Genomic DNA, 13,981 nt, shown 5'->3' on the forward strand with positions numbered 1-13,981 from the left:
ATTTCTTCGGTATCATGAAATCGGAATTTCTGTATCGAAAAGAATTTGAAAGTATAACACATTTCAAACAAGAATTAGCAAAGTATATAGAATACTATAATCATAAAAGAATTAAGGCAAAATTAAAGGGTATGAGCCCAGTACAATACCGGGCTCATACCCTAGAGGCTGCCTAATGAAACGACCTGTCTAACTTTCGGGGGTCACTTCATAATTAGATGGCTTTTGTATGTTACTCTATCGTTTCAACTTCACGTGGATTTTTCATCTCTTCCACATATACAACTCTAAATCCGTGATCTTCTAAATCTTTCAATAATGTCTCTAATTCACCGTCGTTAAACTCTTCTCCTAATGTAAACATAATTCTACGAACTAATAAGGCATCATTATCAAAAGTCATCAAACTTTGAATACCAGTGTATTTCTTTAAAACTGTCGATAACTTTTGGATTGCTCCATTATAGTCTTGCGTTCCAATCATGACAGAGTATTTACTAGAGTGAACGCCCCATGCATCCTCTAATAACTCAAAAACTTTTTTATGCGTTAAAATTCCAAGGAAAACCCCTTTTTCGTCAACTACTGATAAATAAGGCAATTTTTTTATTGTAAAAAATACTTTAAAGAAAGAAGAATCTTCTCTCACAAACCCTTCTTTATCATTTAATAATTGCATTACACTCTCGTCAAGTGATCCTTTATATTCTAAAATATCTACTTTATATATATTCCCTAAAAATTTCTCTTTTTTTTCATCTAAAACTGGTACACAACGATACCCCGTTTTATTTAAATGCTCTAACGCTTCCCCTATCGTAATCGAACTTGAGCACAGTAAAACTTCCCTTTTTGGCACGTAATTCCCTTTAATCCTCATAAAAAGCCTCCTTATGTTAAAATACTTTCTGTGCCATAACTATATTATATTTTCAGAAAAAAATAAATGATTTATTTTATTTTTCTGAAAATTATTCATTTTCTTGTCATAATTTATTCATGAATCCTTCACTTGCACTTTCTTCCGCATCCAAAACCCTCCCTCTGAATTCTGAATCACTTCAATGTATCATTGTACGGACCTAATTGTTTTTTAGAAAAGTAATAATTTGTCTCCTTACTTTTCATTAACATATTTCCTTTTATAATTAAAAAATAGGTAGCTATTAGAAAGTAGATTACCCCAAATAACCAATCCAAATTTGTAGCCAGATTGTGTAAAAGAATATACCTCATATATACATAACCAATTGGAACATGTAGTAATACAACCGCACCTAATCCCGGATTATATATTGTTTTAGCTTTTATATTCGCAAAAATACCATGCCATATGAATTGAAAAAATCCCATTAAAATAGGTGCCAACCCAAGCCATATTATATTTTGAAAGAAAACCGGGAGTAAATAAAAAACATACGCAATCAAAATATTTATTACCATAGCAGATTGCGTATTTAATGGATAACGGTCTGGTATATCACTTTTAAATATAACTACATTAAACAGACCAGCAAAATAACCTGGCCAACGATACTCTTCAAATTGATGCACTAAAATGGCCACAAAACTTAAACCTAACAGTACTTTTATTTCACTCATTTCTCCCAAATTCGCGACTAAAGAAACAACGACAACAATAGCGACAACTAACCCTATATCACACCAATGCTTTCTAAAGAAACTAGCCACCTCTATCACCCACTATCTCAATTTTTATAAAAGTAGCGTTCAAATAGGAAATCAATCTGTTTTTCTACAGATGGTACTTTTATATCTGCCCCTGATTCGAGAATTGGCATCATTAATGTGGGAAGAAAAATGGATCCAAATATTTGCACCGTCATCATCATTAAAATTTCCTGATCCGTTTCATTTGTTATCTCGCTCAAAATATTCTTCACTTTACTGAAACCTAGCCTCTTCAAAAAATCCCCATATTCGTATTGAGATGTAAATACCGTAGTTCCCATTGCAATAATCTTCCTAACTAACTCCGGATATTGCCGAATTACTAGTACATAATCCAATAAAAATATTTTTAATCTTTCTTTTGCTGGCACTGTAATATTATCTAAAATAGAAAAAGTGCCTTGAAAGCTAATTAATAAAACTCTAATCGTCTCACTAATTAACTTTTCTTTTGAACCAAAATGATAATTTACTAGCGCTATATTTACATCTGACAATGCCGCAATTTTTCTTATCGTTACCTTTTCAAAACCTTCTTTTTTAATTAATTCCAATGTTGTATTTACAATCTTTTCTTTCGTTGATACGTTTTCATTCCCCCCCAATTTATCTCCCCCTCTAGAATGTATCAGTTAAACAACGATTTAAACATCGTTTAATTTTATGGTATCACTTTCCAATTTTAAAAATCTATTTAATCCTTTCGACATTTCCCTACATTCTCTTCATTCCACACAAAAAGCGTGAAAATGCAAAACTGTTCACGCTTTTTGTATTTGTACTGTTACATACCAGTTTCTGCTTTATATTCCACACATAAAATAGATTTCTAAATACAATTTAAAATTATCCATATGCCCATACATGAAGAAAAATATATTGTAACTTGCTCCAAAAACGGCTAAAATAAGAATAAGAATTTTCTGAATATTCCAAGAGTAGGTGGTTTATATGTCCTTATTACGCTCACATATATGTAAATTTATAATTGGTGTTATTGTTATTTTTGCCATAAGTCCTATTCCAGCTCTTTTTATTACACACAATTACTCTTATCAAAATGGATTTATTAGCATTTTTCAAAACTTCGCACAGCTTTCTTCTATATCAATTCCAAAGGTTGATTGGATGCATGAATCTATCTTTTTCTCAGCAAATCAAATGATACATACCTCTAATCATTCAACACCATTATTCCCTTACATATGGGAAATATATTTTATATCGATTGTTCGTTTTACTTTTACCCTTGCGATCGGATTTTTCATAAGTTTGGGTATCGGCCATTTATTTTTCAAAGTACCTAACTCGTTTAAAAAGTTTACTACTGTATTGAATTGGATACCTTACTCTTTTTGCACTGTAGTATTACAATGTTCAGTCTTATTACTACTTCTATACGTCGCACAATTTATAAACCTTCCTTACTACTCATCTTTTATCATCGTATGTAGTACTTCCATGATTATCGTTATGCAAGCAATAAAAAAATGGATTCCTTTCTTGAAAAACACAAATGAATATGAAATAAAACATGATTCTTTTCTTGTGGATACATTGTTTTTGGCGCTTACTTCGAATCATAAATCAATTTTAGGTTCCATTATTCTTTCATTCGTTTTTATGGAATGCGTTTTTCATACAAGTGGACTGTTACAATTTATCGTTCAATTTGGCGGAAATTCACCCATAATTGTTACAGTCGGCTTATTACTACTCTATATCCCATATAGCATACTTTCTTTCCTTCAAACACTATGGACCACAAACTACTCTAAGCAGCAGTCATACACTTTAACGAGAAGCGTTCCAAAACCTTAATTGAAATAACCCTCTATAATCTAAAAGTAGGGGGTTATTCCTTTTGTATAGCGGACAAAATAACAGCAAATTCAAAAACTATTACAGAAACATACCAATATTTGCCCTTTTCCTTTGACTATTCTTTTCATTTAGATTTATTATAAAAGTATAACATAATTGCAGGAGGTGACATCTTTATTCCAAACCTTGGAATGGAGAACACACTTGGACATATTAAATATTTTTCTCATCTTTGTACTTATTCTTATTTCTGGCTTTTTCGTTGCATCAGAATTCGCTGTTGTAAAAGTACGAAAAAGTCGAATTGACCAACTTGCAAATGAAGGTAATAAACAAGCTTTAGCTGCAAGAAGCGTCCTATCTAATTTAGATGTTTATTTATCAGCTTGTCAGCTCGGGATTACGATCACTTCTTTAGGGCTTGGTTGGCTTGGTGAACCGACTGTGGAACATATACTACGACCGCTCTTTGAAAAAATTAATATTACTGGAACAATGGCTAACACTTTATCTTTTGTTATTGCTTTTAGTGTTATTACATTTTTCCACGTTGTATTAGGTGAGTTAGTTCCAAAGTCTTTCGCAATTCAAAAAGCAGAAGCAATCACACTCAAATTTGCAAGACCTCTTATTTTATTTGATAAAATTATGTATCCATTTATTTGGTTACTCAATAGTGCAGCTATATTTTTCACAAAACTACTCGGATTAGAACCTGCCAAAGAAAATGAACTTGCTCATTCTGAAGAGGAATTGCGACTCATTTTAGGTGAAAGTTTTAAAAGCGGTGAAATAAACCAAACCGAATATAAATATGTAAATAACATTTTTGAATTTGATGATCGAGTTGCGAAAGAAATAATGGTTCCTCGTACCGAAATGATTTGCTTATCTACTGAAAATACGTTAGAAGAAAATATGGATATCGTCGCAACTGAAAAATATACACGCTATCCAATCATTGAAAAAGATAAAGATGATATCATCGGGATGATCAATACGAAAGAAGTATTCCATGATCAAACGAAAGGTATTTATAAACCACTTGAATCTTATATACATCCTGTTTTAACAGTATTTGAAACAGTTCCAATTCGTAAAACGTTAGTCCATCTTCAAAAAAATCGCGTTCAGATGGCAATCGTTATGGATGAATATGGTGGCACTGCCGGACTTTTAACGATGGAAGATATTCTTGAAGAAATCATTGGAGAAATTCAAGATGAATTCGATGCGGATGAATCACCTATGATTGAAAAGCGTACACCTAAGCTTACTGTTTTAGATGGAAAGGTGCTCATTTCTGAAGTAAATGATATGTTTGGCCTACATATTGATGATAGTGATTTAGATACAATTGGAGGATGGCTTCTCTCTCAAGCAGTTGACTTAAATATTGAAGCTGGTTATTCCATTGAATATGCTGGTTTTCAATTTAAAGTATTAGAACTTGATGGACATCAAGTCAAAAAAGTTGCTGTACATAAACTAGATATTAAAAAGGAGCTATAAAGTGACTGTTTTATTAACAATTTGTATCATTGCCTGTTTCCTTGTTTCATTTCTCGCCTTTATTTATCCCATTATCCCTGGCATACTTGCTGTCTGGGCTGGATATTTAATTTACCATTTCGGTATAAATGGAGGAGAATTAACAACTTCTTTTTGGATTATTCAAGTCATTTTCACTCTTTTCATTTTCGTCGCTGATTTTATTGCAAATGGATATTTCTTAAAAAAATACGGTAGTTCTAAATGGGGCGAACGTGTCGGAATGATTTCTATCATTGTCGGATCGTTCTTCTTCCCACCATTCGGACTTATTATCATACCGTTTTTATCAGTATTTATAACAGAACTAGTGCATAAAAAAGCGCCAAAAGATGCCTTTCTAGTTGGAGTCGCTACTGTAGTTGGTTTTTTAAGCAGTACAGTAGCGAAAGCAATTCTCCAAATCATTATGATTGTCATCTTCTTGTGTTATATCATATTTTAACCATCCCGACTTCGGGATGGTTTTTTAATATGCAATACCTACTCGACTATTTTCATATATGTTTTTCTTACATAGATCCCATGCAAAGTGTGCTGTATCACCCACTGTAATTTTTGATCCACCTTCTGGCAATATATCTTTTTCAGTTCGATATACCTCTGTCGCCTCACCGTCTATTAAATGTGTCGGACAAACAACTGTCCAACATAAATTATTACTATTACTTAGTACCTTATATGCAGCCAAATGATCTTCTGCTGCTGTTGTCGTTTTCCTTTTTGATTCCGTTGATTGAAAACGATATAAATTTAGATCCGTTCTTGCTTGTAAAATACCAGCTGTTCCTATTGTTATGATCTTATGAACCCCTTCTTCTTCCATTTGCTTAATAATTTGTGGCATACTCTTCGCTAATGTTCCATTTTGATCCGTTCCAAGTGCACTAATTACTATATCGCTTCCTTCTATCGCTTTTTTTATATCATTTTCGTTCAATACATTACCTTCTATCACTCGTAACCTTTCATGTTGTATTTCTATTCTATTTAAATCACGCGCTAATGCAGTCACTTCAGCTGAATCCTTTAATGCTAAATTAATTATGTTTGAACCTACTCGTCCTGTTGCTCCCAATATACATACTTTCATTTGTTTTCCCCCTCTTTCATTCTCTTTCTATTTTTCAATAATATCAATCAATTTACAACAAAAAAGCTTCCTCATATATGAGAGGAAGCTTTATTATTACTTTATTTCTTCTCTTTAGAATCAGTAGACTTCTCGGTTCCGCTTGTTTCTTTATCCTTTTTATCCTCTTGTTGTGTTGTTGTGTCGTCTTCTTTCTTCTTGTCCTCACCTTTACTACAACCTACCATTAATAAAGAACTTGCAAGTGCCATAGCAGTTAATGATTTAACCCATTTGTTCATTTGCGTTTCCTCCCTGTGATAGAATATGTACAACCTCATATTACTCTCTATTTTTAAAGGAGAGATTGAAAAACAGTAAATATACGGTAAATTTTTGTAAATTTTCTGATAACAAAACCTAATTTAAATTTACATATTTCATTTCCAATCGATACACAATAAAACTAATTTTTTTCTCTAAATGGACATAAAAAAACTAAGGCGCATACCATTCCGCCTTAGTTTCTCATGCAAACTTTTCATTTTCATATAGATGTGTAATCTTATATTCCTTCTTCATAACATATTGCCACACACTATAAGCGTAACGGTTCATTTTCAGGAAACAATTCTCCAAAAATGAGCGGAACTCCGGATTAGCAACTTCCACTGCAACTTGAGCAAACTTTAGAGCTAATCGTTTTAAGTGCGCAATATAACATGTTGCAATATGAATATCCCCTGTATATTTACTAACTGTTTCCTTTTCCATTTCATGCAAACCAAACTCCGTTGTTTCACAGGTTATATGCTGCACATTCTCTCCTTCTTGAAAATTTACTTGTTCATTATATGCTTGTAACATATATGGTAAATGGTGCTGTAATAGATTTTTTAATTCTTCGTCTCTGACCTTTCCAGCATACTCTCCAACCTTGTATATTAGCATATAACTATATCTCATTAATTCTTTCATACAATCCATGAAAGTGCCTCCCTTCTCTAGGGTCTATATGTTATAAATATGATGCTAAAACATTCGCTATTCTTGCTAAAAACCAATCCCATCTACTAATTTTCTCAAAATCTTCTTCAGAAAATCGTTTTGATTTATGAAAGTCTACCTTTAATCGACTCCATACTTCATCAACAACTGTTTTATCATATATGATACAGTTAGACTCACAATTTAAATAAAAACTTCTATTATCAAAATTCGCTGTCCCAATATCAACAATTTCTCCATCAATGATTGTTACTTTCCCATGAAAAAATCCATTTCGATATTGATAAATCTCCGCTCCAGCATGTAACATATCTTTCAAATATGGATAGGCAGCTTGTTTTAACAATATGGCATCACTTTTAAATGGCACGAGAATTTTCACATTAACACCACGATTTAATGCAGCTTTTAACTCTTTCACCATTTCTTTACTTGGTACAAAATATGGTGTAGCGATAATTAAAGACTTTTTAGCCTTTTTTAAAAGTGCCCCATACTTTTCCCATAAGCCTTTTCCATCTGAAAATAAATATTGATATTTCACATTCCCTAATGTAGGTATACTTTCATGTATAGGCATTTTTTCTCCTGTATCTTCTTTCCAATCTTCGGCAAACTTTCTTTCCATATCCGCTGCACCCTCACCATGGATGCGCACGTGATAATCACGCCATGGCCCAAACTTTGGATCTTGTCCAAGGTACTCCTTTCCGATATTAAAGCCACCAACGTATGATACCTTTCCATCTATCGTAACAATACGTCTATGATTCCGTTGATGCAAAGAATAGAACATATTTTTCAGTTTCGGTTTTTTACTAAATGTAAACTTCACACCGTTTTCTTTTAATCGGCTAATTACCTTTTTCTTCAGCTTATATCCGCCTACCCGATCGACTGACAATTTCACTTCTACTCCGCTAGATGCTTTTTTCTCTAATAACTGTAAAAACTCTTGGCTTATTTCGTCTTTTCCTACAATATAAAAATGGATATATATATACTTTTCTGCATCGTTTATATCGTCAAATAATTTTCTATATAACTCTTCACCGTTCGTATATAGTTGAAATTCACCTAATCGAACTTGTCCTAATTCATATTCACTAGCCATTTCCTTCCCCATTTCCACATCGATGTTCATCCAAATGAATACACCTATTAAACAAAGGATTATAGCGAAAAAGTGCTTCATGGATAAATTCCTTTCTCCACTTACTGTTATTTCTATATCTTCCCTTTTTTATTACATTATCATTCAAGAAAATATGTCATTGCATGATATATGTCCATATCAAACAATAGCTCATTTGCATATTGTATGTTGTATCTTAAAATAAAAGGAGGAAATAACAATGGGCTTCGCACATGGTAATGGATTTGCGCTATTAGTCGTATTATTTATCCTCTTAATCATCGTCGGTGCTGCTTGCTTCTGCTAAGTAGCTACTGTCATATGATATGTGGATGAAAAAACTATAAAAGCGGACACCTATTTTTAGGTGTCCGCTTTTCATTTTAAAACCATTTCCGCCTGCTATTGTAACTTAAATGGCTAAACATTTATCTCAAAAGGTTAACAATGTGGCTACTTTCTTACTCTCTGCCTTACGTATATGACGCTGCTCTGCACGTAACACTGCAATACGATGTAATTCTTTCTCTTCTTCTGTTTCAGGGATAACACGCGGTACTGGAACTGGATTATTTTCCTTACTAAGTGCAACAAAAGTAACGAATGACGTTGCCGCTATACGCTTCTCACCTGAAATTAAATCTTCAGCCACTACCTTCACAAACACTTCCATCGAAGTTCTTCCCGTCCAAATTACGAAAGATTCATAACTAACACAATCTGAAGAACGAACAGGATGTAAGAAATCAACCCAGTCCATAGATGCTGTGACACATTCCTTTCTCGAATGTCTGGATGCTGAAATAGAAGCAACCATATCCATCTCCGCTAATATCTTCCCACCAAATAGCGTGTTATGATCATTTAAATCTGTTGGGAAGACTCGGCTCGTTTTGAACACCCTTGACTCATTGGCTGTTTTCCCCTTTACTTCTGTCATTGTTATCACCCCTTTAATGATCTATCCCTAATATTTCAATAATCACTATACTAAATGAACTACACGCTTAATATTAACAACATTCAGAACTTTTAGTCCACAAAAAAGAACCGATTTTATCAATCGGCTCCTCTAAATACATATTGTTCTTTCGGCTGTTCAACTTTATTCCATTTTGTTACTTCTAATACAGGAATATTTGCATGAAACGGCTGATAAAACTCAGTAGTTATCTCTCCTTCTACTTGAATCCAGTCATCATTATTCCACTCTACGCCTTCTGGCTTTTTCACTAACATACCATACACACCAGAATCTGCTACGCAATGTATAATACCGAAACGGAATAAGAAGTATTGTTCTTTTTTAGAAGAATCATCCCTAAAAACAAACCCTTTAAAAGATAATTTTTTCCCAGTAAACTCGCCAGGATAATTATAAATTGTTTCCATACCCTTTAGGAAGTCTTCATCATTCAAATTAATATTGTCTTTCGTAACAAACTCTTTCTTCCCTTTTTCCATTACACCACGGTATCCTTCTTTTCCGTAATAAATGCTCGTATCAGGTCTTAGAAATTGTCTTGTCATAAATGGATCCTTACTTTCTGCTTGTGCAACAGGAAAGTGAAATCCTTTCGCTTTAACAATATCCGAATCTAACGTCGCAATTGGGAAAAATAACCCTGAGATAATTGGAAAACAAAACAAGGAGTACGAAAATGCTTTTTTCCACCATGTATTCTCATCTTTTGAATGATCATGCCCGCAATGGCTATGGTCACAACTGCAATCATTTTTCTCTTTTTCCTTTTGGTGCTCTTTTTGGAAAACGACGATAATTTGTATAATCGTTAAGAAACCTAAAATAATTGCTGCTGTTGTTGATAAATAGGCATACTTCATATTGATATACTTCGTAATGTTACCGGAAATATGAAGCTGCGCAATTAATATTGTAAAACCTAATAATATATATGCTCGAAACATAACCTACCACCCCATCGCATAAATGAGTAGTGAGCTTGCATAAACAACAAGAGTAACTGTAACTATAACAACAATTACAAATTTCGTTTTAAATGTCGCAAGCATCATAAACATATTTTTAATATCCACCATCGGTCCGTAAACGAGGAACGCGACAAGTGAAGCTGTTGAAAACGTACTTTGGAACGAAGAAGCGATAAATGCATCTGCCTCTGAACAAAGTGATAATATATAAGCAAGTCCCATCATAACAGCTGATGAAGAAAACGGACCTTGTCCAATAGCAAGAAGTGTTGAAGTTTGTACAAACGTTTGTACCGCTGCTGCAATTAACGCACCTAGTACTAAATATTTTCCCATTGAGAAGAATTCCTCAACAGCGTGTGTACATACATCCCACATTTTTTTACGTAACGGACGCTTATTATTCACTTCTGGGAAGTGATCATCTCTTAATTGATGTTCTTTAAACATAAAGGATAATATAATTCCAACGATAATCGCTACGATAATCGCTACAATAGAACGATACCATACCATGTGCATACTACTCCCAAAGGCAACGTATGTTGCAAATAAAACAACTGGATTAATAATTGGACCAGTTAACATAAATGCAATCCCTGCGTATGGTGGAACGCCTTTTCCGATTAATCGTCTTACAATCGGAACAATTCCACATTCACAACCTGGAAACAACATCCCTAAAAAAGTAGCTAATAAAACAGACAGAAATCGGTTCTTCGGCATCCATTTAGCCACCATATCTTCTGTCACGAACATTTGAATGAATCCTGAAATAAATACACCAATTAGCACAAACGGAAGTGCTTCGATCAATATGGAGATAAAAATTGTATTCATTTGCAGGAATGCTTTCGGTAATTGAAACAATTCCATGATGTATTTCCTCCAACTTTTCATTAACAATATGTAATTTTAACCCCATTTCATTAATTGGACAAGGATTATATGGCATACATACCCTTTATATACATTACATTGTACAAGTTATATTCTATTCAAAATTTGAGATTTCATAGCAAAAAAGCTGCTCTAGCGTAGTTATATAACTATGCTAGAGCAGCTTTTTTATCGTTAAAAGTAACGTTTCTTCCAAAAAACAAAAGCTAACGTGAAAGATAGTGTTACACATATGATGAGTACAATTACAAAACCGTGGGCTTCCCCTTCAAACGGAACCTTTACGTTCATTCCAAAGAAACTAGAAACCATCGTCGGTAAAGATAAAATGATTGTAATTGACGTTAACAGTTTCATAACACTATTTAAATTATTTGATATAACGGAGCTAAAAGTATTCATCATTCCACTTAAAATGTGACTATATATTTCTGCCATTTCAATAGCCTGCTTATTTTCAATTAATACATCTTCTAATAAATCTTGATCGTCTTCATACATTTTTAAAAATGTACTATTACGCATTAACTTTTGAATTACAATTTTATTAGCCTTTAATGACGTTGTAAAGTATACTAAACTTTTCTCAAGGCCTAACAATGTGAAGATCTCTTTATTTTTCATTGACTGATTTAATTGATGCTCTAAATCAATTGTTTTTCGATTTATTTGCTTTAAGTATCTTAAATAATAAGTAGAAATCGTATATAAGAGCTGAAGTGCAAAGCGCGTCTTCTTAAACGTATAAAATTCTTTAATACGTTGATTAATAAAACGTTCAAAAATTGGATTCTCTTCTAAGCAGATTGTAACAAAACAATCCGGCATCACAATCATACCTATTGGAATCGTGTCATAAATCGAATTTCCTTCTTCGTCATGTCTAACTGTCGGAATATCCACGATAATTAAAGTATTATTGTCTTCCTTTTCAATACGAGAGCGTTCTTCATCATCCAAAGGGTCTTTAATGAAATCTAAGTCTACATTTAAAGTTTGTACTAGATATTGAATTTCTTCTTCTGTTGGATGAAGTACATTAATCCAGCACCCCTTTTGCATTTCCTCAATCTCTTGTAGTTTTCCGTTTCGGTCTGTTAAATATATATTTAACATACTATCACCCCGATTCTTTTTACATGTAGGAATCTACCTCTCTTAAATCACAGTTTTTAAACCGCCATTCTCAGCATATGAAACATACGTTTAAATTTCAATAGAAAAATTATTTTGAAAACGTTTTTATAGGAAAAATATTATAAAGTGAAACTTTAATCAGTGGGTGGCTTCATCCCCCACTGATTATTAGCCCTCACAAATCGGGCTTTTACGGGCTACCCGCCCCCAACCAAACTTCTTTTCTTTCGCTGAATTTTGAGGTGAGGGTCTCACTGCCCGTTAAAGCGGGATAAACATAGAAAAAGACAGAGTGCTCTCTGCCTTAAAAGCTTATGTTGCCTTTATAACATATTTAGAAAGCATCCACAAGTTAAACCCGACTGAAATCGTATAGCCAGCGTATGTTGAAATGATAAAACTTACATAATCGAAATACGGAAGCAATACAATATTTAAAACTATCTTCACAATAATTCCAATCACTAGTCCTAGCACCGTCTTCTGCTGTTGATTGATTCCTTGTAGCATAGCAGCCGTTACTGTAAAAAGAGAAAATAGTATGCAAGCAGGAGCATAATACTGTAAAATGATTCTCCCCATCTCTGGATCATTTCCAGCACCGAATAAAAGAGTATATACAGGTTTGGCTAACACCATCATTCCAATTGCCGCCGGTACCGTAATTGCTACTACTAATACATTTGTTCTCGTAAAATGTTTGTACAATAGCTTCGTATTTCCTGCTGTGTAAGCTTTCGTCATCTCTGGTACGAGAGACATACTAAAAGCTGTCGCAACGGATACCGGGATAAGCACAACCATTTGAACAAGACCAATTATCGCATTAATTTTTTCCGCTTCTCCTTGCATATACCCTATTTGTATAAGTAGTTTATTAATTGTAAATGTATCAATCGTCTGATACAACGGAATTGCTAAGCCCACCACAACAAAAGGAATAGAATATGTAAAGAGCTCCTTATACAATGAGAAAAAAGATTTCGTTGTTTGTGGTATACTTTCCATCTCTTTTTTCTTTAAGTGCCTTCTCCTTCTTATATAATACGCACTTAAAACAGTTAATCCACCTACAGCTCCCATAAATGCACCGAACGTTGAAATACCAACCGCTAGCGAAACAGAAGCTTTTAAAACATATAAAACGACAAAGCTTCCTATTAAAATGGTTAAAACCCGAAAAAATTGCTCTACAACTACACTTAATGCAGAAGGCCCCATCGATTGGAATCCTTGAAAAAAGCCCCTTAATAAACTCATTACTGGCACAAGTATTAACGCAAAACTTACAATTCGAATATTAGTAGTAACCGCTCCTACACTATTTCCCGTTTGATCATTCCCATCGATGACAAGTTTAGCTAAATGCGGAGCTAGCATATATAACGTAAAACACGAAATGACTCCCATTATAAACATAAACACGATTCCACTTTTCAACACTCTCTTAACCGTATGATAATCATTCAGTTGATCATATTTTGATACCATCTTTGAAACAGCAAGCGGTAATCCCATTGTTGCTATACTGAGCATGATGGTATAAGGACGATATGCATATGTGTATAGAACGTAACCACTCGTACCGACCATCGCTGTAAATGGTATAACATATATAAACCCTAACATTTTTGATATCATCGTTGCCATCGTTAAAAATATCGTTCCACGTATAAACGGTGACCCTTTCATCACATTCCTCCGCTACG

Annotated in this window: 17 protein-coding genes; 5 read left to right on the forward strand and 12 right to left on the reverse strand. The window is 33.6% G+C overall.

Going from position 1 to position 13,981, the window contains the following annotated elements; all coding sequences use genetic code 11:
- On the forward strand, positions 1-176 hold a 176-nt coding region (locus tag ACTJJY_RS03210; protein ID WP_440605199.1), incomplete at its 5' end, for an IS3 family transposase.
- A gap of 56 nt (positions 177-232) precedes the next feature.
- On the opposite strand, the gene cbpA is transcribed toward ACTJJY_RS03210, so the two are convergent.
- From cbpA to ACTJJY_RS03225, 3 genes are all read right to left on the reverse strand, one after another.
- Positions 233-880 carry a cyclic di-AMP binding protein CbpA gene (cbpA, locus tag ACTJJY_RS03215; RefSeq protein ID WP_001220528.1) on the reverse strand — a complete coding sequence of 216 codons (648 nt, stop codon included), beginning with the start codon at positions 878-880 and terminating at the stop codon, positions 233-235.
- A gap of 176 nt (positions 881-1,056) precedes the next feature.
- Complete coding sequence (locus ACTJJY_RS03220; protein WP_002153048.1) at positions 1,057-1,701, reverse strand: HXXEE domain-containing protein; 645 nt, start codon at positions 1,699-1,701, stop codon at positions 1,057-1,059.
- Positions 1,702-1,709: 8 nt separating this feature from the next.
- Positions 1,710-2,297 (reverse strand): TetR/AcrR family transcriptional regulator, encoded by a 588-nt coding sequence (locus ACTJJY_RS03225; protein ID WP_440604995.1) that lies wholly within the window; start codon positions 2,295-2,297, stop codon positions 1,710-1,712.
- A gap of 346 nt (positions 2,298-2,643) precedes the next feature.
- Here ACTJJY_RS03225 and ACTJJY_RS03230 point away from each other — a divergent pair, with 346 nt between their 5' ends.
- The 3 genes from ACTJJY_RS03230 (at position 2,644) to ACTJJY_RS03240 (ending at position 5,512) form a co-directional block, all read left to right on the forward strand.
- Positions 2,644-3,513 carry a hypothetical protein gene (locus tag ACTJJY_RS03230; RefSeq protein ID WP_000055270.1) on the forward strand — a complete coding sequence of 290 codons (870 nt, stop codon included), beginning with the start codon at positions 2,644-2,646 and terminating at the stop codon, positions 3,511-3,513.
- A 207-nt stretch (positions 3,514-3,720) separates the two neighbouring features.
- On the forward strand, positions 3,721-5,028 hold the full coding sequence (locus ACTJJY_RS03235) for a hemolysin family protein (RefSeq protein WP_000353735.1): 1,308 nt from the start codon (positions 3,721-3,723) through the stop codon (positions 5,026-5,028).
- A 1-nt stretch (position 5,029) separates the two neighbouring features.
- On the forward strand, positions 5,030-5,512 hold the full coding sequence (locus ACTJJY_RS03240; protein WP_000217336.1) for a DUF456 domain-containing protein: 483 nt from the start codon (positions 5,030-5,032) through the stop codon (positions 5,510-5,512).
- Positions 5,513-5,536: 24 nt separating this feature from the next.
- Here the strand turns inward: ACTJJY_RS03240 and ACTJJY_RS03245 are convergent, their stop codons facing one another.
- The 4 genes from ACTJJY_RS03245 to cls all read right to left on the reverse strand — a co-directional run bounded on the left by ACTJJY_RS03245 (position 5,537) and on the right by cls (position 8,342).
- Positions 5,537-6,160, reverse strand: coding sequence for an NAD(P)-dependent oxidoreductase (locus tag ACTJJY_RS03245; RefSeq protein WP_000861649.1), 624 nt, complete (start codon positions 6,158-6,160; stop codon positions 5,537-5,539).
- 101 nt (positions 6,161-6,261) lie between these two features.
- On the reverse strand, positions 6,262-6,441 hold the full coding sequence (locus tag ACTJJY_RS03250; protein ID WP_001045960.1) for a hypothetical protein: 180 nt from the start codon (positions 6,439-6,441) through the stop codon (positions 6,262-6,264).
- 226 nt (positions 6,442-6,667) lie between these two features.
- Positions 6,668-7,126, reverse strand: a complete 459-nt coding sequence (locus tag ACTJJY_RS03255) for a spore coat protein (protein ID WP_000340543.1) — start codon at positions 7,124-7,126, stop codon at positions 6,668-6,670.
- Between the two features lie 31 nt (positions 7,127-7,157).
- Positions 7,158-8,342: a cardiolipin synthase gene (cls, locus tag ACTJJY_RS03260; protein ID WP_440604996.1), complete on the reverse strand. Its 1,185-nt coding sequence runs from the start codon at positions 8,340-8,342 to the stop codon at positions 7,158-7,160.
- A 160-nt stretch (positions 8,343-8,502) separates the two neighbouring features.
- Here cls and ACTJJY_RS03265 point away from each other — a divergent pair, with 160 nt between their 5' ends.
- Complete coding sequence (locus ACTJJY_RS03265; protein ID WP_000505094.1) at positions 8,503-8,589, forward strand: YjcZ family sporulation protein; 87 nt, start codon at positions 8,503-8,505, stop codon at positions 8,587-8,589.
- A gap of 126 nt (positions 8,590-8,715) precedes the next feature.
- Here ACTJJY_RS03265 and ACTJJY_RS03270 read toward each other — a convergent pair whose 3' ends face one another.
- The 5 genes from ACTJJY_RS03270 to ACTJJY_RS03290 all read right to left on the reverse strand — a co-directional run bounded on the left by ACTJJY_RS03270 (position 8,716) and on the right by ACTJJY_RS03290 (position 13,964).
- Positions 8,716-9,222 (reverse strand): acyl-CoA thioesterase, encoded by a 507-nt coding sequence (locus ACTJJY_RS03270; protein ID WP_000141164.1) that lies wholly within the window; start codon positions 9,220-9,222, stop codon positions 8,716-8,718.
- 119 nt (positions 9,223-9,341) lie between these two features.
- Entirely contained in the window at positions 9,342-10,211 is an 870-nt protein-coding gene (locus tag ACTJJY_RS03275) for a TIGR03943 family putative permease subunit (protein ID WP_242283712.1), read from the reverse strand.
- Positions 10,212-10,214: 3 nt separating this feature from the next.
- Positions 10,215-11,111 carry a permease gene (locus tag ACTJJY_RS03280; protein WP_000418716.1) on the reverse strand — a complete coding sequence of 299 codons (897 nt, stop codon included), beginning with the start codon at positions 11,109-11,111 and terminating at the stop codon, positions 10,215-10,217.
- Between the two features lie 198 nt (positions 11,112-11,309).
- Complete coding sequence (locus ACTJJY_RS03285; RefSeq protein WP_000932389.1) at positions 11,310-12,251, reverse strand: magnesium transporter CorA family protein; 942 nt, start codon at positions 12,249-12,251, stop codon at positions 11,310-11,312.
- Positions 12,252-12,584: 333 nt separating this feature from the next.
- Positions 12,585-13,964, reverse strand: a complete 1,380-nt coding sequence (locus tag ACTJJY_RS03290; RefSeq protein WP_000678845.1) for a putative polysaccharide biosynthesis protein — start codon at positions 13,962-13,964, stop codon at positions 12,585-12,587.
- Positions 13,965-13,981 lie beyond the last annotated feature (17 nt).

The sequence above is a fragment of the Bacillus sp. 22475 genome, from assembly GCF_052044835.1.
Classification (GTDB): domain Bacteria; phylum Bacillota; class Bacilli; order Bacillales; family Bacillaceae_G; genus Bacillus_A; species Bacillus_A cereus.

Bases quoted from the DNA above. Each gene is read 5' to 3' on its own strand.
- cbpA (WP_001220528.1), bottom strand. From the start codon at position 880: ATGAGGATTAAAGGGAATTACGTGCCAAAAAGGGAAGTTTTACTGTGC.
- ACTJJY_RS03230 (WP_000055270.1), top strand. From the start codon at position 2,644: ATGTCCTTATTACGCTCACATATATGTAAATTTATAATTGGTGTTATT.
- ACTJJY_RS03245 (WP_000861649.1), bottom strand. From the start codon at position 6,160: ATGAAAGTATGTATATTGGGAGCAACAGGACGAGTAGGTTCAAACATA.
- ACTJJY_RS03250 (WP_001045960.1), bottom strand. From the start codon at position 6,441: ATGAACAAATGGGTTAAATCATTAACTGCTATGGCACTTGCAAGTTCT.
- ACTJJY_RS03255 (WP_000340543.1), bottom strand. From the start codon at position 7,126: ATGGATTGTATGAAAGAATTAATGAGATATAGTTATATGCTAATATAC.
- cls (WP_440604996.1), bottom strand. From the start codon at position 8,342: ATGAAGCACTTTTTCGCTATAATCCTTTGTTTAATAGGTGTATTCATT.
- ACTJJY_RS03265 (WP_000505094.1), top strand. From the start codon at position 8,503: ATGGGCTTCGCACATGGTAATGGATTTGCGCTATTAGTCGTATTATTT.
- ACTJJY_RS03270 (WP_000141164.1), bottom strand. From the start codon at position 9,222: ATGACAGAAGTAAAGGGGAAAACAGCCAATGAGTCAAGGGTGTTCAAA.
- ACTJJY_RS03275 (WP_242283712.1), bottom strand. From the start codon at position 10,211: ATGTTTCGAGCATATATATTATTAGGTTTTACAATATTAATTGCGCAG.
- ACTJJY_RS03280 (WP_000418716.1), bottom strand. From the start codon at position 11,111: ATGGAATTGTTTCAATTACCGAAAGCATTCCTGCAAATGAATACAATT.
- ACTJJY_RS03285 (WP_000932389.1), bottom strand. From the start codon at position 12,251: ATGTTAAATATATATTTAACAGACCGAAACGGAAAACTACAAGAGATT.
- ACTJJY_RS03290 (WP_000678845.1), bottom strand. From the start codon at position 13,964: ATGAAAGGGTCACCGTTTATACGTGGAACGATATTTTTAACGATGGCA.